The sequence below is a fragment of the Salegentibacter salarius genome (assembly GCF_900168265.1).
GTDB classification, from domain to species: Bacteria; Bacteroidota; Bacteroidia; order Flavobacteriales; family Flavobacteriaceae; genus Salegentibacter; species Salegentibacter salarius.
Genome location: NZ_FVZF01000003.1, coordinates 45,678 through 61,520 on the forward strand (window position 1 = coordinate 45,678; position 15,843 = coordinate 61,520).

Below are 15,843 nucleotides of genomic sequence, written 5' to 3' on the forward strand. Positions count from 1 at the left end.
TTTAAGTAAGCTTCTCTGCCAGTTTCTTAATTACTTTTTTAGGGTTTTTTCCTTCATAAAGAATCCCATATACAGCGTTAATTATAGGCGTTTTAGCGCCTTTATCTTTATTTATTTTATAAGCACTTTCGGTAGCGTAATAACCTTCGGCAATCATACTCATTTCCATTTGGGCGCTTTTTACGGTATAGCCTTTCCCAATCATATTCCCGAACATACGGTTTCGGCTAAATACAGAATATCCGGTTACCAGAAGATCTCCCAGGTAAGCAGAATCGTTTATGTTACGCTTCATACTATGTACTTTCTTAATAAAGCGTTTCATTTCTTTTATAGCGTTACTCATCAACACACTCTGGAAGTTGTCTCCATAACCCAATCCATGTGCAATCCCGGCGGCAATGGCGTAGATATTCTTCAGCATTGCTGCATATTCGGTTCCGGTTACATCATCGCTTAATTTGCACTTAATGTATTCGCTGCTTAGATTATCAGCCAGGATCTTCGCCTTTTTCTCATCGGTACAGGCAATGGTAAGGTAAGAAAGCCTTTCCAGGGCTACTTCTTCGGCGTGACAAGGCCCTGTGATCACCCCAATATTATCGGCCGGCACGTGATGATATTCTTCAAAATGTTCTCCTACAATTAGGCTGCTTTCAGGAACAATTCCTTTAATAGCAGAAAATATAATCTTATCCTCCAGGGAAACCGTTAAAGCATCTAACTCTCTCTTTACAAAAGCCGATGGGATAGCGAAAATAAGAAAGTCTGCTGCTGCTACCGTTTTATTAATATCACTGCTAAGTTCTAACTGGTTAATATCAAACTCAACCGAGCTAAGATAATTTGGGTTGTGTTCCTGTTTTTTAATATGCTCAATAGCATAATTACTACGCATATACCAATAAATGGTATCTACATTTTCACTCAGCATCTTTACAATTGCGGTAGCCCAGCTACCTCCGCCAATCACGGCAAACTTTGGAGATTTATCCATAGGTTGGTTTTCTGTAATTCAAAAATAAACAAATTTCTAAGTATATCTAAAGAGACAGGGCTTATAAACATATTTCTTGCAGAATATCTAAGAAATACCGATAAAAATTTAACATATATAAATTATATCTGTGGCAATTCTAGAGGTTTTTGAGCGTTGTCTTATAGACGACGAGTCCTTCTTTTAGAAGAAGACGGATTTTCTTAGTTTTTTTGGTTGGTTATTTAGTTTGAAAACCGCAAACACACAATTAAATTGTTGTTTGCGGTTTTTGTTTTTCTATTCCTTACACGTAAGAAAAATCTAACAAAAATTTAGGATTTCATATATGCTGAACACAAATATTCTTTCGTACTTTTCTTTTTACTAACTTAGTAATCAGACTTATGGGAATATTTTCATTTATAAAAGATGCCGGAGAGAAAATCTTTGGAAAGGAAAAAGAGAAGGAAGAAGAACATATAGAAATAACAGAGGCTAAAAAGGAAATAGTAAGAAAGGAGAATGCGAAAGCGGCAGAGAAACTTCTGGAAACTATAAAAGGCCTTGATTTGAGCGTAGAAAATCCTGTAATTAATATTGAAGGAAATACCGCTACAGTTTATGGACTGGCAGATTCCCAGGCTATTCGTGAAAAAATAGTGCTTGTAATTGGTAATTCTGAAGGTATCGCGAAGGTAGACGACAGGTTAGCTGTAAAAATTGAAGCGCCAGAAGCTAGTTTTCACACCGTAGAACGAGGCGAAAATTTAAGCAAAATAGCGAAAGAACATTACGGTGATGCTAATAAATATACGCTGATCTTTGAGGCTAATAAGCCAATGCTTAAAGATCCTGATAAGATATATCCCGGGCAGGTTTTACGAATTCCACGCCTGGAGCAGAAATAAGGATTAAAGACTGTTTAAAGTTTTTGAGGTTGTTATATTGAGGGCAGTCGACGTCCTATAGCTTGTAGTTCCACAATGAAAAAAGTAGGTTCAATCAGCTAACCCGAACAGCTAAAATGAGATTTTTAAACAGTCTTTTGTTTTTTAAAGATTCAACGACTATTTAAAGAAATTCATCAGTTTAATATAATTCCAAACCGAATCTGGTAACATGGGTTTAATGAATTTCCCCTCCTTTACAGATTTTCTAATGAAAGTAGATGAAATCTCTACCACCGGTGCTGCTACCCGTTTAATTTTAGGATGATCTTTAAATTCATTTTCAACCTTGCCTCCAGAAATTCTGGGATACACGTATATTTCATGGTTTTCTAAGATCACCTCGTAATTCTTCCATTTATGGAAGGTTTTCAGATTGTCTTCTCCCATAATTGGGCAAAACTCATTAGTGGGATATTTCTCCTGAAGATGTACCAAAGTGGTACTGGTATAATTGGGCTGTGGCAGGCTAAACTCTACATTAGAAGGCTTTAAATGCTCATAACCTTCGCAGGCTTTATAAACCATCTCCAGGCGGTGATGATTTTCTAAAAGCGTATTTTTCTTTTTATGCGGATTATGGGGGGTAACCACTAGCCAGACCTCATCCAAATCTGAAAATTCGGCCATGTGGTTGGCAATAATAAGGTGACCAATATGAATAGGATTGAAGGTCCCGAAAAATAAACCTACTTTCCTATTCATCTTTATCTTCCTTTTTTACGCCTACATAGCTTGCAACAAGATCGTAAGCTTCCTTAAGCGCGGTGCCTAAATGATGATTTTCTATAATAAAGTCAAATTGCGGTGCTGTAGCCAGCTCAATAGAGGCTTTAGCTACACGCATGCTTATTTTATCATCGGTTTCGGTTTTACGCTTTTTCAATCTTATTTTTAACTCTTCAATACTTGGTGGCTTTACAAAAACCGCCAGGGTTTTCTCCGGATAGATGTTTTTTATATCCAATCCGCCAACTACATCAATATCAAAAATCACGTTTTTTCCATTGGCCCAAATGCGTTCTACTTCGCTTTTTAAGGTGCCGTAAAAATTATCGCGATATACTTCTTCCCATTCCAGGAATTCGTCGTTTTTAATCTTCTTTTTAAAGTCCTCTAAAGATAGAAAGTAATAATGCTGTCCGTCTTTTTCTTCTCCCCTTGGAGCACGCGAAGTAGCCGAGGTCGAAAATTCAAGGTTAAGCTCTTTATGTTTCAACAAATGTTGGACTATCGTAGTTTTTCCCGATCCTGAAGGTGCCGAGAAGACGATAAGTTTACCATCGCTCATTTAGAGTACGTTTAAAAGTTGTTCTTTAATTTTTTCAAGCTCATCTTTCATTTGCACCACCAATTGTTGCATTGGTGCATAGTTAGATTTGCTTCCAATCGTATTGATCTCACGGCCCATTTCCTGAGAAATAAAGCCAAGTTTTCTACCGTTAGAATCCGGCGAATTTATGCTTTCGTTAAAATAAGCAAGGTGGTTTTCTAACCTTACTTTTTCTTCGGTAATATCAAATTTTTCAATGTAGTAAACCAATTCCTGTTCAAAACGGTTTTCATCTACATTCTCCTTAAGATCGGCAATTCCTTTTCTTAGTCGTTCTTTTACAGCATCAACTCTTTCTGGATCAATTCTTAAAACTTCCTGAAGCAAGGCGCCAATATTATTCACTCTAAGTTTCAGGTCTTTCTCTAAAGCTTCGCCTTCGTCTTTTCTAAATTGATTGATCTCTTCCAGAGCTTCAATCACTGCGTCTTCAATCGCTTTAAATTCAGATTCGTCAATTTCATCTCTTTCGGTAGTAACTGCATCGGGCATTCTCACTGCCATTTTTAGTAGTTCAGTTTCATCGCCGTCAACAATACTTTTCAGCTGTTGCATATAATTTTTTACCACGCCCCGGTTTACAGAGGCCGTAGTTTCTTCGCCGGTCACCTCTACATAAAGGGAAAAGTCTACTTTTCCGCGAGTAAGTGATTTTGAAATTGTATTTCTTAGCTGAAGTTCTTTTTCGCGGTACTGCGAAGGAATTCGGGCGTTTACATCAAGGTTTTTGCTGTTTAGCGACTTGATTTCAACGGTTACTTTTTTGGATGGGAGCTGCGTTATGCTTTTCCCAAAACCTGTCATTGACTGAATCATGAGTGATTTTTAAGCTTGTGCAAAGATAATCAATTCTATAGCAGGGCAAAGCCGGGAAAAGGGTATTTTGCAGATTCTGAAGTTATTGATTTTGAAATTTGCCTTTTGCCACGGGCTTATGCTAGTTTAACCTGAGTGATAAATTCCAGGGCTCGTTCTTCGTGATAATAGGCTTTATTATGCTGAATATAACCTACGTGCCCACCGTGTTTAGGACTTTCTAAATGAAGAAATTCCGAATTTTTTGCTACTTCCGTCGGGTAAGAATTCGGGGAAAGAAAGGAATCATTTTTGGCATTTAACAGCAGCGTGGGAATAGTGATATTTGGTAAAAAACCTATACAGCTGCATTTTTTATAATAATCTGAAGCATTTTTAAATCCGTGGGCTTTGCTGGTGTATAGTTCATCTATGGCCAGCAGTGAATTGCACTGTGTGATTTCTTCTTTGCTAATTTTTTCAGGAAAATGGGTTTGCCTAAGCTGTAATTCCTTTTTCAGATTTTTTAGAAAACGTTTCGAATATAGGAAGTTATGTGTTTTGTTAAGTTCTTCCAGGGACGCACCAAGATCGCAGGGCGTAGAAATAGCCACTGCCGATTTAATTTCTGAAGGAATACCTTTTTGCTCGCCTAAATATTTAAGTAGTAAATTCCCCCCAAGACTGAAACCAATCAAATCGATTTCTTTATACTGATTTTCCTGCTGAAGATGTTTAATTACCGCTTGAAGATCTTCGGTTGCACCGCCGTGGTAACTGCGATAAAGCCGGTTCATTTCCCCGCTGCAACTTCTAAAATTCATAGAAGCCACGTCCCAGCCGTTATTCTGGAATTGCTTTGCCATTCCCAACATATAAGGACGGTTTGCATTTCCCGCAAGACCATGAAGCAGGATAATGATTTTATCATTTTTAGGAGAATAGAAACCACGCTCTAAATCTAAAAAATCTCCATCTCCTAATTCTATGCGATCTGTAGTGTGAAAACTAAAGTCTACTTTTCGCAAAGTGGCAGCATAAATGCTGGATACGTGAGGGTTTTTAAAAATCCCGGGAGCTTTATATTCGGTTTTGAGTATAGGCATAGCGGGCAAAGTTAAGCAGTATTATGCTAAGTGAACAATCTTGTTGATAATTCTGCGAGATATTAAATCTGTTACAAATTGACTTTGAACAAATTTGCTTCCAAAGACCGCGTTAAACCTTCATTTGGTCTCTTAAAATTTTGAAATAATTATGCATGCATAATATTTATGCTTAGTTTTATTAAAAAATAAGAAGAAAATGTATACCAAAGAATTTGAAATACGCTGGAGTGATATAGATGCAAACAGACATTTGGCGAATACGGCTTATGTGAATTTTATGAGCCATACCAGGATGGCTTTTTTAATGGAAAACGGTTTTGGCCAGGAGGATCTTGCTAAAGAGAATATTGGGCCGGTTGTTTTTTATGAGCATATCTATTATTTTAAAGAAGTTTTTGCCGGTAAACCTATAAAAGTAACCTTACAATTGAAAGGCCTTGCCGAAGACGGGATGTACTTTGAATTTTTGCATAATTTTTATGACGAAAATGGTCAAAATTTTGCCAGCTGTGAGATGATGGGTGCGTGGATAGATCTAAAAGAAAGAAAACTCACAAAACTTCCAAAAGCCCTGCATGATAATTTGGACAGCTTGAGCCATACCGATGATTTTAAAATTTTGACCAGAGAAGATACCCGAAAGTTTGGAAAAAAACCACAACATTTAAATCCGGAAAAAATAGGATTTTAATGTTTCCTTCTTTAGAAATACTTAAATTTCCATATCAAAAAACATAGTTTTTACATAAAATCAGAAAAAGAACAAACCCGGGAGATCCTTAGATTTTCCGGGATTGCTTTTTTGGTATTTTTGGCATTTGTACTCATCGCTTTATTCCTTGAATGGTATTATTTGCCACTTTTTATAGCTCTAATAATCCTTACGGTCCTGTCACCTTTTATAGATATGCCTCAAGGTAGAAAAAAAGGTAACCTTATCTATTACACTCCCCTTTTCATTACTGAAAAAGAGAAAAATGGAAGAATCATTATTCACGGTGGAACTTTGTTTGATTACTATTATATGATTGATAGAAATTGGAAGGGAAAGCAGCGTATAAGATTTATTCTTAGCCAATATATTTTAGGGCTGGTAAAGCTTAGTGAATCCTTCAGCGAAAAAGAGGCAGAAAAAATCACCCTGGAAGGCACAAGCTATATTCTTAACGACAGGACTGCAGAAAAACTGGGTTTCCGTAGAAAAGAAACTAATCTATTACAACAATTCATTCTTACTTATAATTATCTGCAAATACTCCTTGCCAATTCAATAGCGAAAGGAAAAGTAAGTTTTCCGGCGATAGGTAGGGTTAGCACCTTTACAGCGCCACTTTCAGCAATAAAAGCCAATAAAAATTACCTGTGTAAACTAGCGAAAAAACTGGAAGATTAAACTATGCCCTAACTTCGGTTTTCTTTTTCGTCACCATATAAACCCCTACGAATACCAAAATTGCTGCTACTGCTTTTACCATATTAAGCTCATCGGCGCCGGTCAAAATCGCATACGTAATCGCGATTAGTGGTTGGAGATAAATAAATACACTTATGGTGGAGGCCGAAAGTTGTTTTAAAGCATAAATATTAAGTAAATAGGTGGAAAAGGTGGTTCCTGCTACCACAAAAGCCATTTTCCAAATGGCATCAAATGGTAAACTTGCCCAGTTTACTTCGGTGAATTCACCAATGGTAATAGGGAAATTTATAAGAACTCCTATAAAAAATAACCATTTCATTAAAGTAAGCGCGTGATATTTTTTTGTAAGTGGTTTTACCAAAATGAGGTAAAGTCCGTAGCTAAATGCGTTTACTATAAAAAGAATATTACCCAAAGGAATGTTGGGCGCGCTTACGGTACTATCGGTGCTAAAAAGCACCAACACCAAAGCACCCGCTAAACCAACAATAATTCCAAGGGTCTTGAGTAAAGTTATGCGCTCCTTTATTAGAATAGAAGCCAGAATAAGCACCATAACCGGTGAAAGCGTTACAATTACCGAACTATTAATAGGGGTAGAGAGGCTTAGGCCTTTAAAGAAAAACAGCATATTAATTGCCATTCCAAAAACGGCACAGCCTAAAATTCTTGGCCAGTCAGAAGTAGCAATCTTTTCTTTGGGTCCCAGCCAGCTAATTCCCCAAAATAGGATAGCTGCACCAAAAACCCTTAAAAAAATAAATCCAAAAGGTTCAATATAAGTAGGCATTACGCCCTTGGCAATCGTGTGGTTGAGTCCGTAGATCGCACTTGCGCCAATGGCTGCGAAGATGGCCCAAATACGTTTGTTATCCATGCACGGCTGCTTTGGCCGCCGCAACGGTTTTCTTGGAATTACCTATAAAAATTTCATCATTATTGAGAATCACCGGTCTTTTTAGAAACGTATAATGATCTAGAATGAGCTCTTTATAATCAGCTTCAGAAAGCTCTTTTTTATTCAGTTCCCTTTCGCGATAGAGACGTGCCCTTCGGCTAAATAAAGCTTCATAACTTCCTGCAAGCGCTTCCATCTCTTCCAGTTGCTCTTTGGTGATTTCTTCTTCTTTGATATCCTGAGTCTCAAAAGAAGCTGGCAAATTCAGTTCCTTTAAAATCTTTTGGCAGGTGTTGCAGCTTGAGAGGTGATAAACTTTATTCATGGTGGTTTAGTTTAGTAAATAAGCCATTGTGCTACTTTGTTCTTCGGAATAGATAATTTCAATTCTCCTTCTGCATAACTGGCAGCTTCATAGCGATTATAGACCAGAATCACCCGATTTTTGGTAACGGCTATATTTTCTGGAAGCGCAAATTTATCATTTTCAAAGAAAAATCCTTTAGCATTGATGTTTTCTCCTTCCGGAATTTTATATTTTTTTCTGAATTCTTTTTCAGCAAAATCTTTAAAAGCCTCGAGGTTAGAAAATAAATCGTCTTTTTCTAGCAATTCGCCAGACTTAATATTAAAATTTGCATACCTGGTAGCGCCATACCCATGAGCGCCCCCGGTAAAGATATAAAAATCGGTTTCCAGCGTTAAAAGCTCTTTGGTTTGGCTTATTACAGCTTGCGAGATCTCTACTTCATAACCCGCTTGAGAATATGGGAAATCATTTTTAAAATTCTGGTAATCATTAATAAATTCCTGAACCGCCGCTTTTATATTCTCGGCATTGGTGTCTTCTTCAGTATTATTAAATATTTTAGTAAGGATTTTTTCATTGTATCGATTCATAGCCCGCGCAGCTTCACGATCTTCCCTAAACTGTAAATAATTCACCCTAATTTTAGGGCATTTTGCATTCTTACACGCTTCAAAATCTTTTGGTAAGAGACCTTCGTCGTAAAAGCTTAAAGCTTCGGTATCACCCTTAACCTGTTTTACCCGGGTGTCCGTTTTTTCGTCGCGACAGGAGGTGAATAAGAGAAAAATCGCTATAATAGGAACTAATTTTTGAAACATATAAAAGGCTGTTAAATACTTGAATAAAGATAAACCTATTTTGCTTAAACACAATGAGCCTGCTACATTTGCTATAAACCGAAGACTTATGAAATTTAATACCAAAACAATACATGGAGGCCAGGAAAATATAGATCCGGCATACGGTTCTGTAATGCCGCCAATCTATCAAACCACTACTTATTCGCAAAGTACACCTGGTGGCCATAAAGGATTTGAATATTCGCGAAGTGCAAATCCTACAAGAACCGCCCTTGAGAAGTCCTTGGCAAGTATTGAGAATGGTAAATTTGGTATTGCATTTGGCTCTGGTCTTGCGGCAATAGATGCAGTTTTAAAGCTTTTTAAACCCGGGGATGAAATTATAACCACAAACGATCTTTACGGCGGATCTTATCGGTTATTTACTTCCATTTTTGAAAAGATGGGAATTAAATTCCACTTTATCGGGATGGGTGAAGCTAGCAATATTGAGAAATACATCAACGAAAATACTAAACTGCTTTGGGTAGAAACGCCCACTAACCCGATGATGAATATTATTGATATTGAAGCGGTTTCTAAAATCGCGAAAGCAAACAATTTATTGCTGGCGGTTGATAACACCTTTGCTACTCCCTATTTACAGCAACCTCTAGAACTGGGAGCCGATATTGTAATGCACAGCGCTACAAAATATTTAGGCGGACATAGTGATGTGGTAATGGGTAGCCTGGTGGTGAAAGATGAAGACTTAGCTGAAAAACTTTACTTTATTCAAAAAGCGAGCGGTGCTATTTGCGGGCCGCAAGACAGCTTTTTGGTTTTACGCGGAATAAAAACGCTGCATCTTAGAATTCAGCGTCACTGTGAAAATGGAGAAACAGTGGCAAAATTTTTAAAATTACACCCAAGAGTAGGAGAGGTCTACTGGCCCGGATTTGAAGATCATCCCAATCACGATATCGCGAAAAAGCAAATGAAAGGTTTTGGAGGAATGATCTCTTTTACCACTAAAGAAAACACCCTGGAAAGTGCTACAAAGATTGTAGAAAACTTAAAAGTGTTCACTTTGGCAGAATCGCTTGGTGGCGTAGAATCTCTGGCCGGACATCCTGCAAGTATGACCCATGCTTCTATCCCGAAAGAAGAAAGAGAAAAAACCGGAGTAGTAGATTCCCTTATTAGGTTAAGCGTAGGAATTGAAGATGAAGAAGATCTAATAAACGACTTGAAGCAAGCTTTAGACTAGTTTGACTTTTCTCAGAGATATTTAATTAGTGGTTTCAATATTGAAGAGGTTTGTCATTGCGATCCCGGTTTGAATCGCAATGACGAAATCTTAAAAACGTACTAAATCACTTTCTTTAAAACCCAAATCAATCTTTTTACTTCATCAAGAGAGTTGTAGTGCACCAGGCTAACTCTTACCACGCCGTTCTTTTCTTTTAAACCTGCGTCTTCAATTAATTTTTTAGCGTAAAAATCTCCAAACCGAATCCCGATACGATAATCATCTACTTTTTCAACAATTTTATCGCTTTTCATTTTATGGTGTACGAATGAAATTGTGGGTACTCTTTTTTCCCTATCGGCAGTCTCTTTACCAATAATTTTAATGTCTGGATGTTCAGCTAAATAATTAATTAGGGGTTTGCTAATTCGCTCTTCGTGGCGCCCTATGTGTTCAAAGATCTTATCCATTTTTTGCTGAAAATCTACCTTTTTCTCCCTGGGAAATTCGTGCTTGAATAACTGGTCAAAATATTCTGTAATTCCCAGTAAACTATAAGTGAGTTCAAAGTTGAAATTTCCGGGTTGGAACTTATAAGGCACATCTTTTTTCGTAAAAAAATAATGGTTTATACCATCCATTTTATACAACTGATTGTACTTTCCGTACATCACCGCTAAATGTGGGCCATAGGTTTTGTACCAGCTAAACACATAAAAATCTATATCCAGTTTTCTAACATCTACACGTCTATGAGGTGCGTAAGCAACTCCATCTACACAAATAAGCGCGCCAGCCTTATGCACGGTTTTTGCAATTTCTTTAATAGGATTTATACTTCCTAAAATGTTAGAAGCGTGGGTTACGGCTACTAACTTAGTGCGCTTGGTCAACAATTTGTTGAGGTCGCTTATTTCCAATTCAAGGCTTTCAGGATTTGCCTTCCAGACTTTTACTTTTATCCCTTTTTCCTTTAAATCTGTCCAGGGAGAAACATTTGCCTCGTGATCTGTGTTGGTGACAATTACCTCGTCGCCTTCCTGCCATTGCTTGCTTATGCAAATACTTAAAATTCGTAAGAGCATAGAAGAAGAAGGGCCAATTACCACTTCTTTGGGTCTGCCCGCATTTATGTATTTACTTACCTGTTTGGTGGCGTAGGTGAGTTTTTCTCCTGCTTCCCTGGAAACTTTATACGACGCACCCAATTGAACATTATGATGTAACAAATACCCACTGATGCGTTCTGCTACTTTCTTTAAAGTTTGTGACCCGCCGGCATTATCCATAAAAGTGAATTCCCTTTCCAGCGCCGGAAATTGGTTTCTTACAAATTCAATATCCATTAGTCTAAAAGGCTTTCGTTGAACAATTCAAGAATTCTTCTGTATTCGTCGGTCCAACTGCTGGGTTCTACAAAACCGTGATCTTCTACGGGATAAATTGCCATTTCCCAGTCTTCTTTGCCTAATTCAATTAAACGTTGAGAAAGCCTAACCACATCCTGAAAATGAACATTTACATCTACCATTCCGTGGGCGATCAATAGATCCCCTTCTAATCCTTCAGCAAAATAAATGGGAGAAGACCTTCTGTAAGCAATAGGATCAGCTGCCGGTTCATTTAAAATATTAGAAGTATAGCCATGATTATAATGGGCCCAATCGGTTACTGATCTTAATGCAGCACCGGCTTTAAAAGTTTCAGGTTCGGTAAACATTCCCATTAAAGTGATAAAACCACCATAACTTCCACCATAGATCCCGACTTTTTCAGGGTTTATTCCGTGATTTTCTATTAAATATTCCACGCCGTCAACCTGGTCAGAAAGGTCTTTACCACCCATATGGCGGTAAATTCCTGTTCTCCAATCGCGACCATAACCTGCACTTCCGCGGTAATCGATATCGATTACGGTGTAGCCAAGATCTGTTAAAAGATTATGAAACATATATTCCCTAAAATAACTGCTCCACCATTTGTGCGCGTTTTGTAGGTAACCTGCACCATGTACAAAAACTACTGCAGCATTGTTTTTTACATCTGCTTCCGGTTTGTATAACCTGGCGGGAACCATAGCGCCATCTTTCGCTTCAAATTCTATTAATTCGGGTTCTCTCCATTCGTAGTTGCTAAATGCTTCAGATTGTCCTTCGGTTAGTTGTTTGGCTTCCGCATTTGCTTTCGTTTTCTTTAAATATAATTCCCAGGGTTTATTGCTATAGGAATGTAAAATGGCCATATTTTTTTCATCGGGAGAAAGGTAAACATCATTGTTGCCTTCCATTTGAGTCAGTTTTTCCATCTTACCACCCATAACCGGCATTTTATAAAAATGACGTTCGCCGGGCCCAACTTCTGAAGTCGTTAAGAACCAATGTTTTTTATTGTTGGAAAGTTCCGGATCAAAAACTTCAAAATCGCCCTTGGTCAATGCTTTTTTATTGCCAGAAGTAACATCTAACAGGTATAGATGAGAATATCCTGTTTCCTCACTTTGAAAGTAAATATGTTTGTTATCTGGCAACCACCCCATCTCTTCATTACCGTAAAAAGTATAGCCAATTCCCGGCCCGGCAATCCAGGCTTCGTCTCGCTGACGGTCTAAAGTATTTAACTCGCCGGTTTCCAGGTTTATTTTAGCGATCCAGCGGTCTTTATTGTCTTTAGAACGAATGTTAACCACGGCGTGTTCCCCATTTTCTGAAAAATAAACGGTAGTGGGAACTACTTCTCTTTCGGTTTCTTCCCATTCTTTATCTGGATAATCTTTTACGTAATCGGGTAGATCAGTAATTCCGGGTAATTCATTTGTCTTTATGTTATAAACCGTGTCTTTTTCAAAGTTGTAAATAGCAAGTTCAACTTTAGTTTCATTTTCACCAACTTTACTGCGGGCAGGCAGATTTACGGTGTACCCCGACTCATCAACATAATTTGGAACATTGGTGTTTTCTCCACCTTCGCGGGTAATGAGCTTAAAAGTTGCGAATTTTGCGTTTGGTGAAACCTGTAAGCTACTAAGATTACGCTCTTCCAGGTAAAATGTAAAGCTCTCTTCTTCCGCAGTAGCTTCACGATAAGCTTTTTCATTTTCCTCTTCGGTTTTTCGCTGATTAACAACTTCCAGAAGTTCAAGATTTTCATCTCTAACCCAGGCATCTTTTTCCGAAGTTTTGTCTTCTTTCTCTTCTTTTGCTTTACCGCTTTTAATATTAGTAAGCTGTTTAATGCTGCCTGCTTTTTTATTATAGATAAAAGCGTTTTCGCCCAGGCTAAAGCTGATTTTATTTTCATCTGCCATGAATTCGGCATTCGAAATACTTTCCGAAAGATCTAATAGCTGGGTAGTTTCACCGGATTTTAGCTCGTAAATCATCAAATTTCCATTTTCACTATAGACCTTTTTACTTCTGGCTTTATTGAAGTCGCCATACCTGGGAATTAACTTTCGTTCTTCTTCAAGGCTTACCTTGCTTATTTTTGAAGTATTGCTCAAGTCAATTTTATAAAGCGAATCTTCAGTATTTTTCTCGGGATTATAGTCAAAATAGATGGTTTCACTATCTGCACTCCACTTTACATTAGAAGGGAAGGTGCCCATCCAATTAGGATCCTGCATAATTTTTTCTACGGAAAGCTCGCTTGTTTGCGAGATGCCGATAAAACTGAAACCTATTAATGTTAAAAAGAGAAAGTGAAATTTAAATTTGAGGGGATTGGGTAGATGTTTTTTCATCGATTTAAGGAATTGTCGTTTTAATTTTTAAAAGCACAGCCAATATAGTTAAAATGCTAAAAACAGTAAAGCATTCGCTTGAAGTTGAAAAAATATAAATGATATCTTTAGGCTCAATTCTTAACATATTAATCAAAATAGAATGAAGAAAAACTTACGTTCACTTTTTAGTTTATTCCTTGTGGCCGGTGCATTACAGGTGCAGGCGCAAGAAGAAATGGTAGACAAAATTGTAAAGGAAGCCAATGAAAATTCAAAGTTAGAAGAACTTGCCCACGAAATGGTAGATGTGGTAGGGCCACGATTGGTGGGAACCCCGCAAATGAAAAACGCACACGACTGGGCAGTAAAAAAATATGATAGCTGGGGGATTTCAGCAGAAAATCAGGAATATGGAACCTGGCGAGGCTGGGAACGCGGAATTACCCATATAGATCTTGTAGAACCAAGAGTGAGAACCTTAAATGGACGGCAATTGGCCTGGAGCCCTTCTACAGGAAAAAAAGGAGTGACTGCCGAGGTAGTTATTCTACCTGAAGCAGAAGATTCTACTGCGTTTGCCGAAATGCTTTCCTCGGTTAAAGGAAAATTCGTGATGATATCGGTAAACGAACCTACCGGAAGACCACCATATAACTGGGAAGAATGGGCTACTGAAAAATCCTGGAAGAATATGCAGGAAAGCATAAAGGAAACCGATTCTCTTTGGAGAAACCGAATTCAAAATACGGGATATGGTTATCGTGAACTGCCAAAAGCTTTAGAAGAAGCCGGTGCAGCAGGTATTGTAACTTCAAACTGGTCTCACGGATTTGGTGCGAATAAGGTTTTTGGTGCGTATACCAATGATATTCCCACTATAGATCTTGCTCTGGAAGATTACGGTTTGCTTTATCGTTTAGCCGAAAATAATAACGCACCGGAGATAAAAGTAGTGGCCCAATCTAAAGATCTGGGTGAAGTGCCAACTTTCAATACAATAGCCAGAATTGAAGGCAGCGAAAAGCCTGAAGAATATGTTATTCTTTCTGCGCATTTCGATTCCTGGGATGGTGGAACCGGAGCAACCGATAATGCTACAGGAACTATGGTGATGATGGAAACGATGCGAATCCTTAAAAAACTATATCCAAACCCTAAACGAACTATTATTGCCGGGCATTGGGGTAGTGAAGAGCAGGGACTTAATGGTTCTCGTGCTTTTGTAAAGGACAACCCGGAAATTGTAGCTAATGTTCAGGCCTTATTTAACCAGGATAACGGAACCGGAAGAGTGAAAAATATTAGCGGACAGGGATTTTTGCACGCCTATGATTATATTGGAAGTTGGTTAGAACCTGTTCCACAGGAAATAAAAAGTGAGATTGAAACTTCTTTCCCCGGAACACCTTCCAGCGGAGGAACTGATCATGCTTCTTTCGTGGCTGCCGGAGCGCCTGCGTTTATGTTGAGATCTTTAAACTGGTCTTACTGGGACTATACCTGGCACACCAATTTAGATACCTATGATAAAATTGTTTTTGATGATGTACGCAGTAATGTGATCTTAACCGCGATTATGACTTATATGGCGAGCGAAGATCCTGAAACTACCTCAAGAGAAAGAGCTGTTTTACCAATTAACAGAAGAACAGGCGAACAAATGACCTGGCCTGAACCAAGAGATGCTGAGAGAAAAGGCGGATTGGATTAAGGGCTAATTAATAAAAAGGTTGTTTGATTTTTTTTAAAACGTCATCCTGAACTTGTTTCAGGATCTAAGATGTTGACAGTAAAAACAAGTTAGAAGCTGAAACAAGTTCAGCTTGACGAACTTAAAAAACGTCATTGAGAGGGACGAAGTAATCTGTAAATTAATGGCAGATTACTTCACTCCGTTCTTAATGACGTTTTGATTTATAGAAATCTTATAGATTTAACCTTTCAAATCCCCTCCTACAGGAATGCTGCAATCGTGATAAGGCTCACCGTGTGGAGGATTTTTAGTAGGCTTGTCTTGTCTTACTCTTATTGGGGAAGTGGTCATTTCCTGTTGGGTGTCAGTACTGTTGGCTTCAGTTAAAGAAGCGCCAACCGGCATATCGCAACGGTGACCGGGTTGTCCATGTGGAGGATTCACATCTGGAGTTTCTTCGCTACCTGCAGTGTTTCCTGTCATTTGAGTATTTGGCGCAGTTTCAGGAGTTTTTTCTTCTTCTTTACACGAAGTAAAAACAGTAAGTCCTAAAACAGCAATTCCGAGAAAAATTTTATTTATAGTGATTTTCATAACAGTAATATTTTAA

General features: G+C 38.1%; 15 protein-coding genes and 1 pseudogene. 5 read left to right on the forward strand and 11 right to left on the reverse strand.

The genetic code is table 11. From position 1 onward, the window contains the following. Position 1: 1 nt before the first annotated feature. Positions 2-997 carry an NAD(P)H-dependent glycerol-3-phosphate dehydrogenase gene (locus B5440_RS02715; RefSeq protein ID WP_070054460.1) on the reverse strand — a complete coding sequence of 332 codons (996 nt, stop codon included), beginning with the start codon at positions 995-997 and terminating at the stop codon, positions 2-4. 386 nt (positions 998-1,383) lie between these two features. Between B5440_RS02715 and lysM the strand changes: the two genes are divergently transcribed. Continuing rightward, entirely contained in the window at positions 1,384-1,887 is a 504-nt protein-coding gene (gene lysM / locus B5440_RS02720; RefSeq protein WP_070054461.1) for a peptidoglycan-binding protein LysM, read from the forward strand. Positions 1,888-2,046: 159 nt separating this feature from the next. Here the strand turns inward: lysM and nadD are convergent, their stop codons facing one another. The 4 genes from nadD to B5440_RS02740 form a co-directional block, all read right to left on the reverse strand. After that, positions 2,047-2,631, reverse strand: coding sequence for a nicotinate (nicotinamide) nucleotide adenylyltransferase (gene nadD, locus B5440_RS02725; protein ID WP_070054462.1), 585 nt, complete (start codon positions 2,629-2,631; stop codon positions 2,047-2,049). Next, positions 2,624-3,217 carry a guanylate kinase gene (gene gmk / locus B5440_RS02730; RefSeq protein ID WP_070054463.1) on the reverse strand — a complete coding sequence of 198 codons (594 nt, stop codon included), beginning with the start codon at positions 3,215-3,217 and terminating at the stop codon, positions 2,624-2,626. Before gmk ends, nadD begins: the two co-directional genes overlap by 8 nt. Next, positions 3,218-4,075 carry a YicC/YloC family endoribonuclease gene (locus B5440_RS02735; protein WP_070054464.1) on the reverse strand — a complete coding sequence of 286 codons (858 nt, stop codon included), beginning with the start codon at positions 4,073-4,075 and terminating at the stop codon, positions 3,218-3,220. A 116-nt stretch (positions 4,076-4,191) separates the two neighbouring features. After that, positions 4,192-5,160 carry a YheT family hydrolase gene (locus B5440_RS02740; RefSeq protein ID WP_070054465.1) on the reverse strand — a complete coding sequence of 323 codons (969 nt, stop codon included), beginning with the start codon at positions 5,158-5,160 and terminating at the stop codon, positions 4,192-4,194. Between the two features lie 163 nt (positions 5,161-5,323). On the opposite strand from B5440_RS02740, the pseudogene B5440_RS02745 reads away from it, so the two are divergent. Beyond that, positions 5,324-5,854 (forward strand): annotated as a pseudogene (locus B5440_RS02745) (acyl-CoA thioesterase); the annotation flags it as partial. A 120-nt stretch (positions 5,855-5,974) separates the two neighbouring features. After that, positions 5,975-6,556: a hypothetical protein gene (locus B5440_RS02750; RefSeq protein WP_141728131.1), complete on the forward strand. Its 582-nt coding sequence runs from the start codon at positions 5,975-5,977 to the stop codon at positions 6,554-6,556. 1 nt (position 6,557) lies between these two features. On the opposite strand, the gene B5440_RS02755 is transcribed toward B5440_RS02750, so the two are convergent. Genes B5440_RS02755 through B5440_RS02765 form a run of 3 tightly spaced genes read right to left on the reverse strand, consistent with a single transcriptional unit; the run spans position 6,558 to position 8,606 of the window. Continuing rightward, entirely contained in the window at positions 6,558-7,457 is a 900-nt protein-coding gene (locus B5440_RS02755) for a DMT family transporter (RefSeq protein WP_070054468.1), read from the reverse strand. Next, complete coding sequence (locus B5440_RS02760; RefSeq protein WP_070054469.1) at positions 7,450-7,803, reverse strand: arsenate reductase family protein; 354 nt, start codon at positions 7,801-7,803, stop codon at positions 7,450-7,452. Before B5440_RS02760 ends, B5440_RS02755 begins: the two co-directional genes overlap by 8 nt. Positions 7,804-7,814: 11 nt before the next feature. Then, on the reverse strand, positions 7,815-8,606 hold the full coding sequence (locus tag B5440_RS02765) for a DUF3298 and DUF4163 domain-containing protein (protein WP_070054470.1): 792 nt from the start codon (positions 8,604-8,606) through the stop codon (positions 7,815-7,817). An 88-nt stretch (positions 8,607-8,694) separates the two neighbouring features. Between B5440_RS02765 and B5440_RS02770 the strand changes: the two genes are divergently transcribed. After that, entirely contained in the window at positions 8,695-9,837 is a 1,143-nt protein-coding gene (locus B5440_RS02770; RefSeq protein WP_070054599.1) for a cystathionine gamma-synthase, read from the forward strand. Positions 9,838-9,938: 101 nt separating this feature from the next. Here the strand turns inward: B5440_RS02770 and B5440_RS02775 are convergent, their stop codons facing one another. Next, entirely contained in the window at positions 9,939-11,165 is a 1,227-nt protein-coding gene (locus B5440_RS02775) for a cysteine desulfurase-like protein (protein ID WP_070054471.1), read from the reverse strand. Next, positions 11,165-13,558 (reverse strand): S9 family peptidase, encoded by a 2,394-nt coding sequence (locus B5440_RS02780; protein ID WP_070054472.1) that lies wholly within the window; start codon positions 13,556-13,558, stop codon positions 11,165-11,167. Before B5440_RS02780 ends, B5440_RS02775 begins: the two co-directional genes overlap by 1 nt. A 142-nt stretch (positions 13,559-13,700) precedes the next feature. Here B5440_RS02780 and B5440_RS02785 point away from each other — a divergent pair, with 142 nt between their 5' ends. After that, positions 13,701-15,251: a M20/M25/M40 family metallo-hydrolase gene (locus B5440_RS02785; RefSeq protein ID WP_070054473.1), complete on the forward strand. Its 1,551-nt coding sequence runs from the start codon at positions 13,701-13,703 to the stop codon at positions 15,249-15,251. Between the two features lie 222 nt (positions 15,252-15,473). On the opposite strand, the gene B5440_RS02790 is transcribed toward B5440_RS02785, so the two are convergent. Next, the gene (locus B5440_RS02790; RefSeq protein WP_070054474.1) at positions 15,474-15,827 is read right to left on the reverse strand and encodes a hypothetical protein; all 354 of its coding nucleotides are present in this window, start codon (positions 15,825-15,827) and stop codon (positions 15,474-15,476) included. Positions 15,828-15,843: the final 16 nt, after the last annotated feature.

What these genes read in the sequence shown, in the direction of transcription:
- B5440_RS02765 (WP_070054470.1), bottom strand. Translation starts at nt 8,606, where the DNA reads ATGTTTCAAAAATTAGTTCCTATTATAGCGATTTTTCTCTTATTCACC.
- nadD (WP_070054462.1), bottom strand. Translation starts at nt 2,631, where the DNA reads ATGAATAGGAAAGTAGGTTTATTTTTCGGGACCTTCAATCCTATTCAT.
- lysM (WP_070054461.1), top strand. Translation starts at nt 1,384, where the DNA reads ATGGGAATATTTTCATTTATAAAAGATGCCGGAGAGAAAATCTTTGGA.
- B5440_RS02780 (WP_070054472.1), bottom strand. Translation starts at nt 13,558, where the DNA reads ATGAAAAAACATCTACCCAATCCCCTCAAATTTAAATTTCACTTTCTC.
- gmk (WP_070054463.1), bottom strand. Translation starts at nt 3,217, where the DNA reads ATGAGCGATGGTAAACTTATCGTCTTCTCGGCACCTTCAGGATCGGGA.
- B5440_RS02735 (WP_070054464.1), bottom strand. Translation starts at nt 4,075, where the DNA reads ATGATTCAGTCAATGACAGGTTTTGGGAAAAGCATAACGCAGCTCCCA.
- B5440_RS02740 (WP_070054465.1), bottom strand. Translation starts at nt 5,160, where the DNA reads ATGCCTATACTCAAAACCGAATATAAAGCTCCCGGGATTTTTAAAAAC.
- B5440_RS02770 (WP_070054599.1), top strand. Translation starts at nt 8,695, where the DNA reads ATGAAATTTAATACCAAAACAATACATGGAGGCCAGGAAAATATAGAT.
- B5440_RS02715 (WP_070054460.1), bottom strand. Translation starts at nt 997, where the DNA reads ATGGATAAATCTCCAAAGTTTGCCGTGATTGGCGGAGGTAGCTGGGCT.
- B5440_RS02775 (WP_070054471.1), bottom strand. Translation starts at nt 11,165, where the DNA reads ATGGATATTGAATTTGTAAGAAACCAATTTCCGGCGCTGGAAAGGGAA.
- B5440_RS02790 (WP_070054474.1), bottom strand. Translation starts at nt 15,827, where the DNA reads ATGAAAATCACTATAAATAAAATTTTTCTCGGAATTGCTGTTTTAGGA.
- B5440_RS02785 (WP_070054473.1), top strand. Translation starts at nt 13,701, where the DNA reads ATGAAGAAAAACTTACGTTCACTTTTTAGTTTATTCCTTGTGGCCGGT.
- B5440_RS02760 (WP_070054469.1), bottom strand. Translation starts at nt 7,803, where the DNA reads ATGAATAAAGTTTATCACCTCTCAAGCTGCAACACCTGCCAAAAGATT.
- B5440_RS02755 (WP_070054468.1), bottom strand. Translation starts at nt 7,457, where the DNA reads ATGGATAACAAACGTATTTGGGCCATCTTCGCAGCCATTGGCGCAAGT.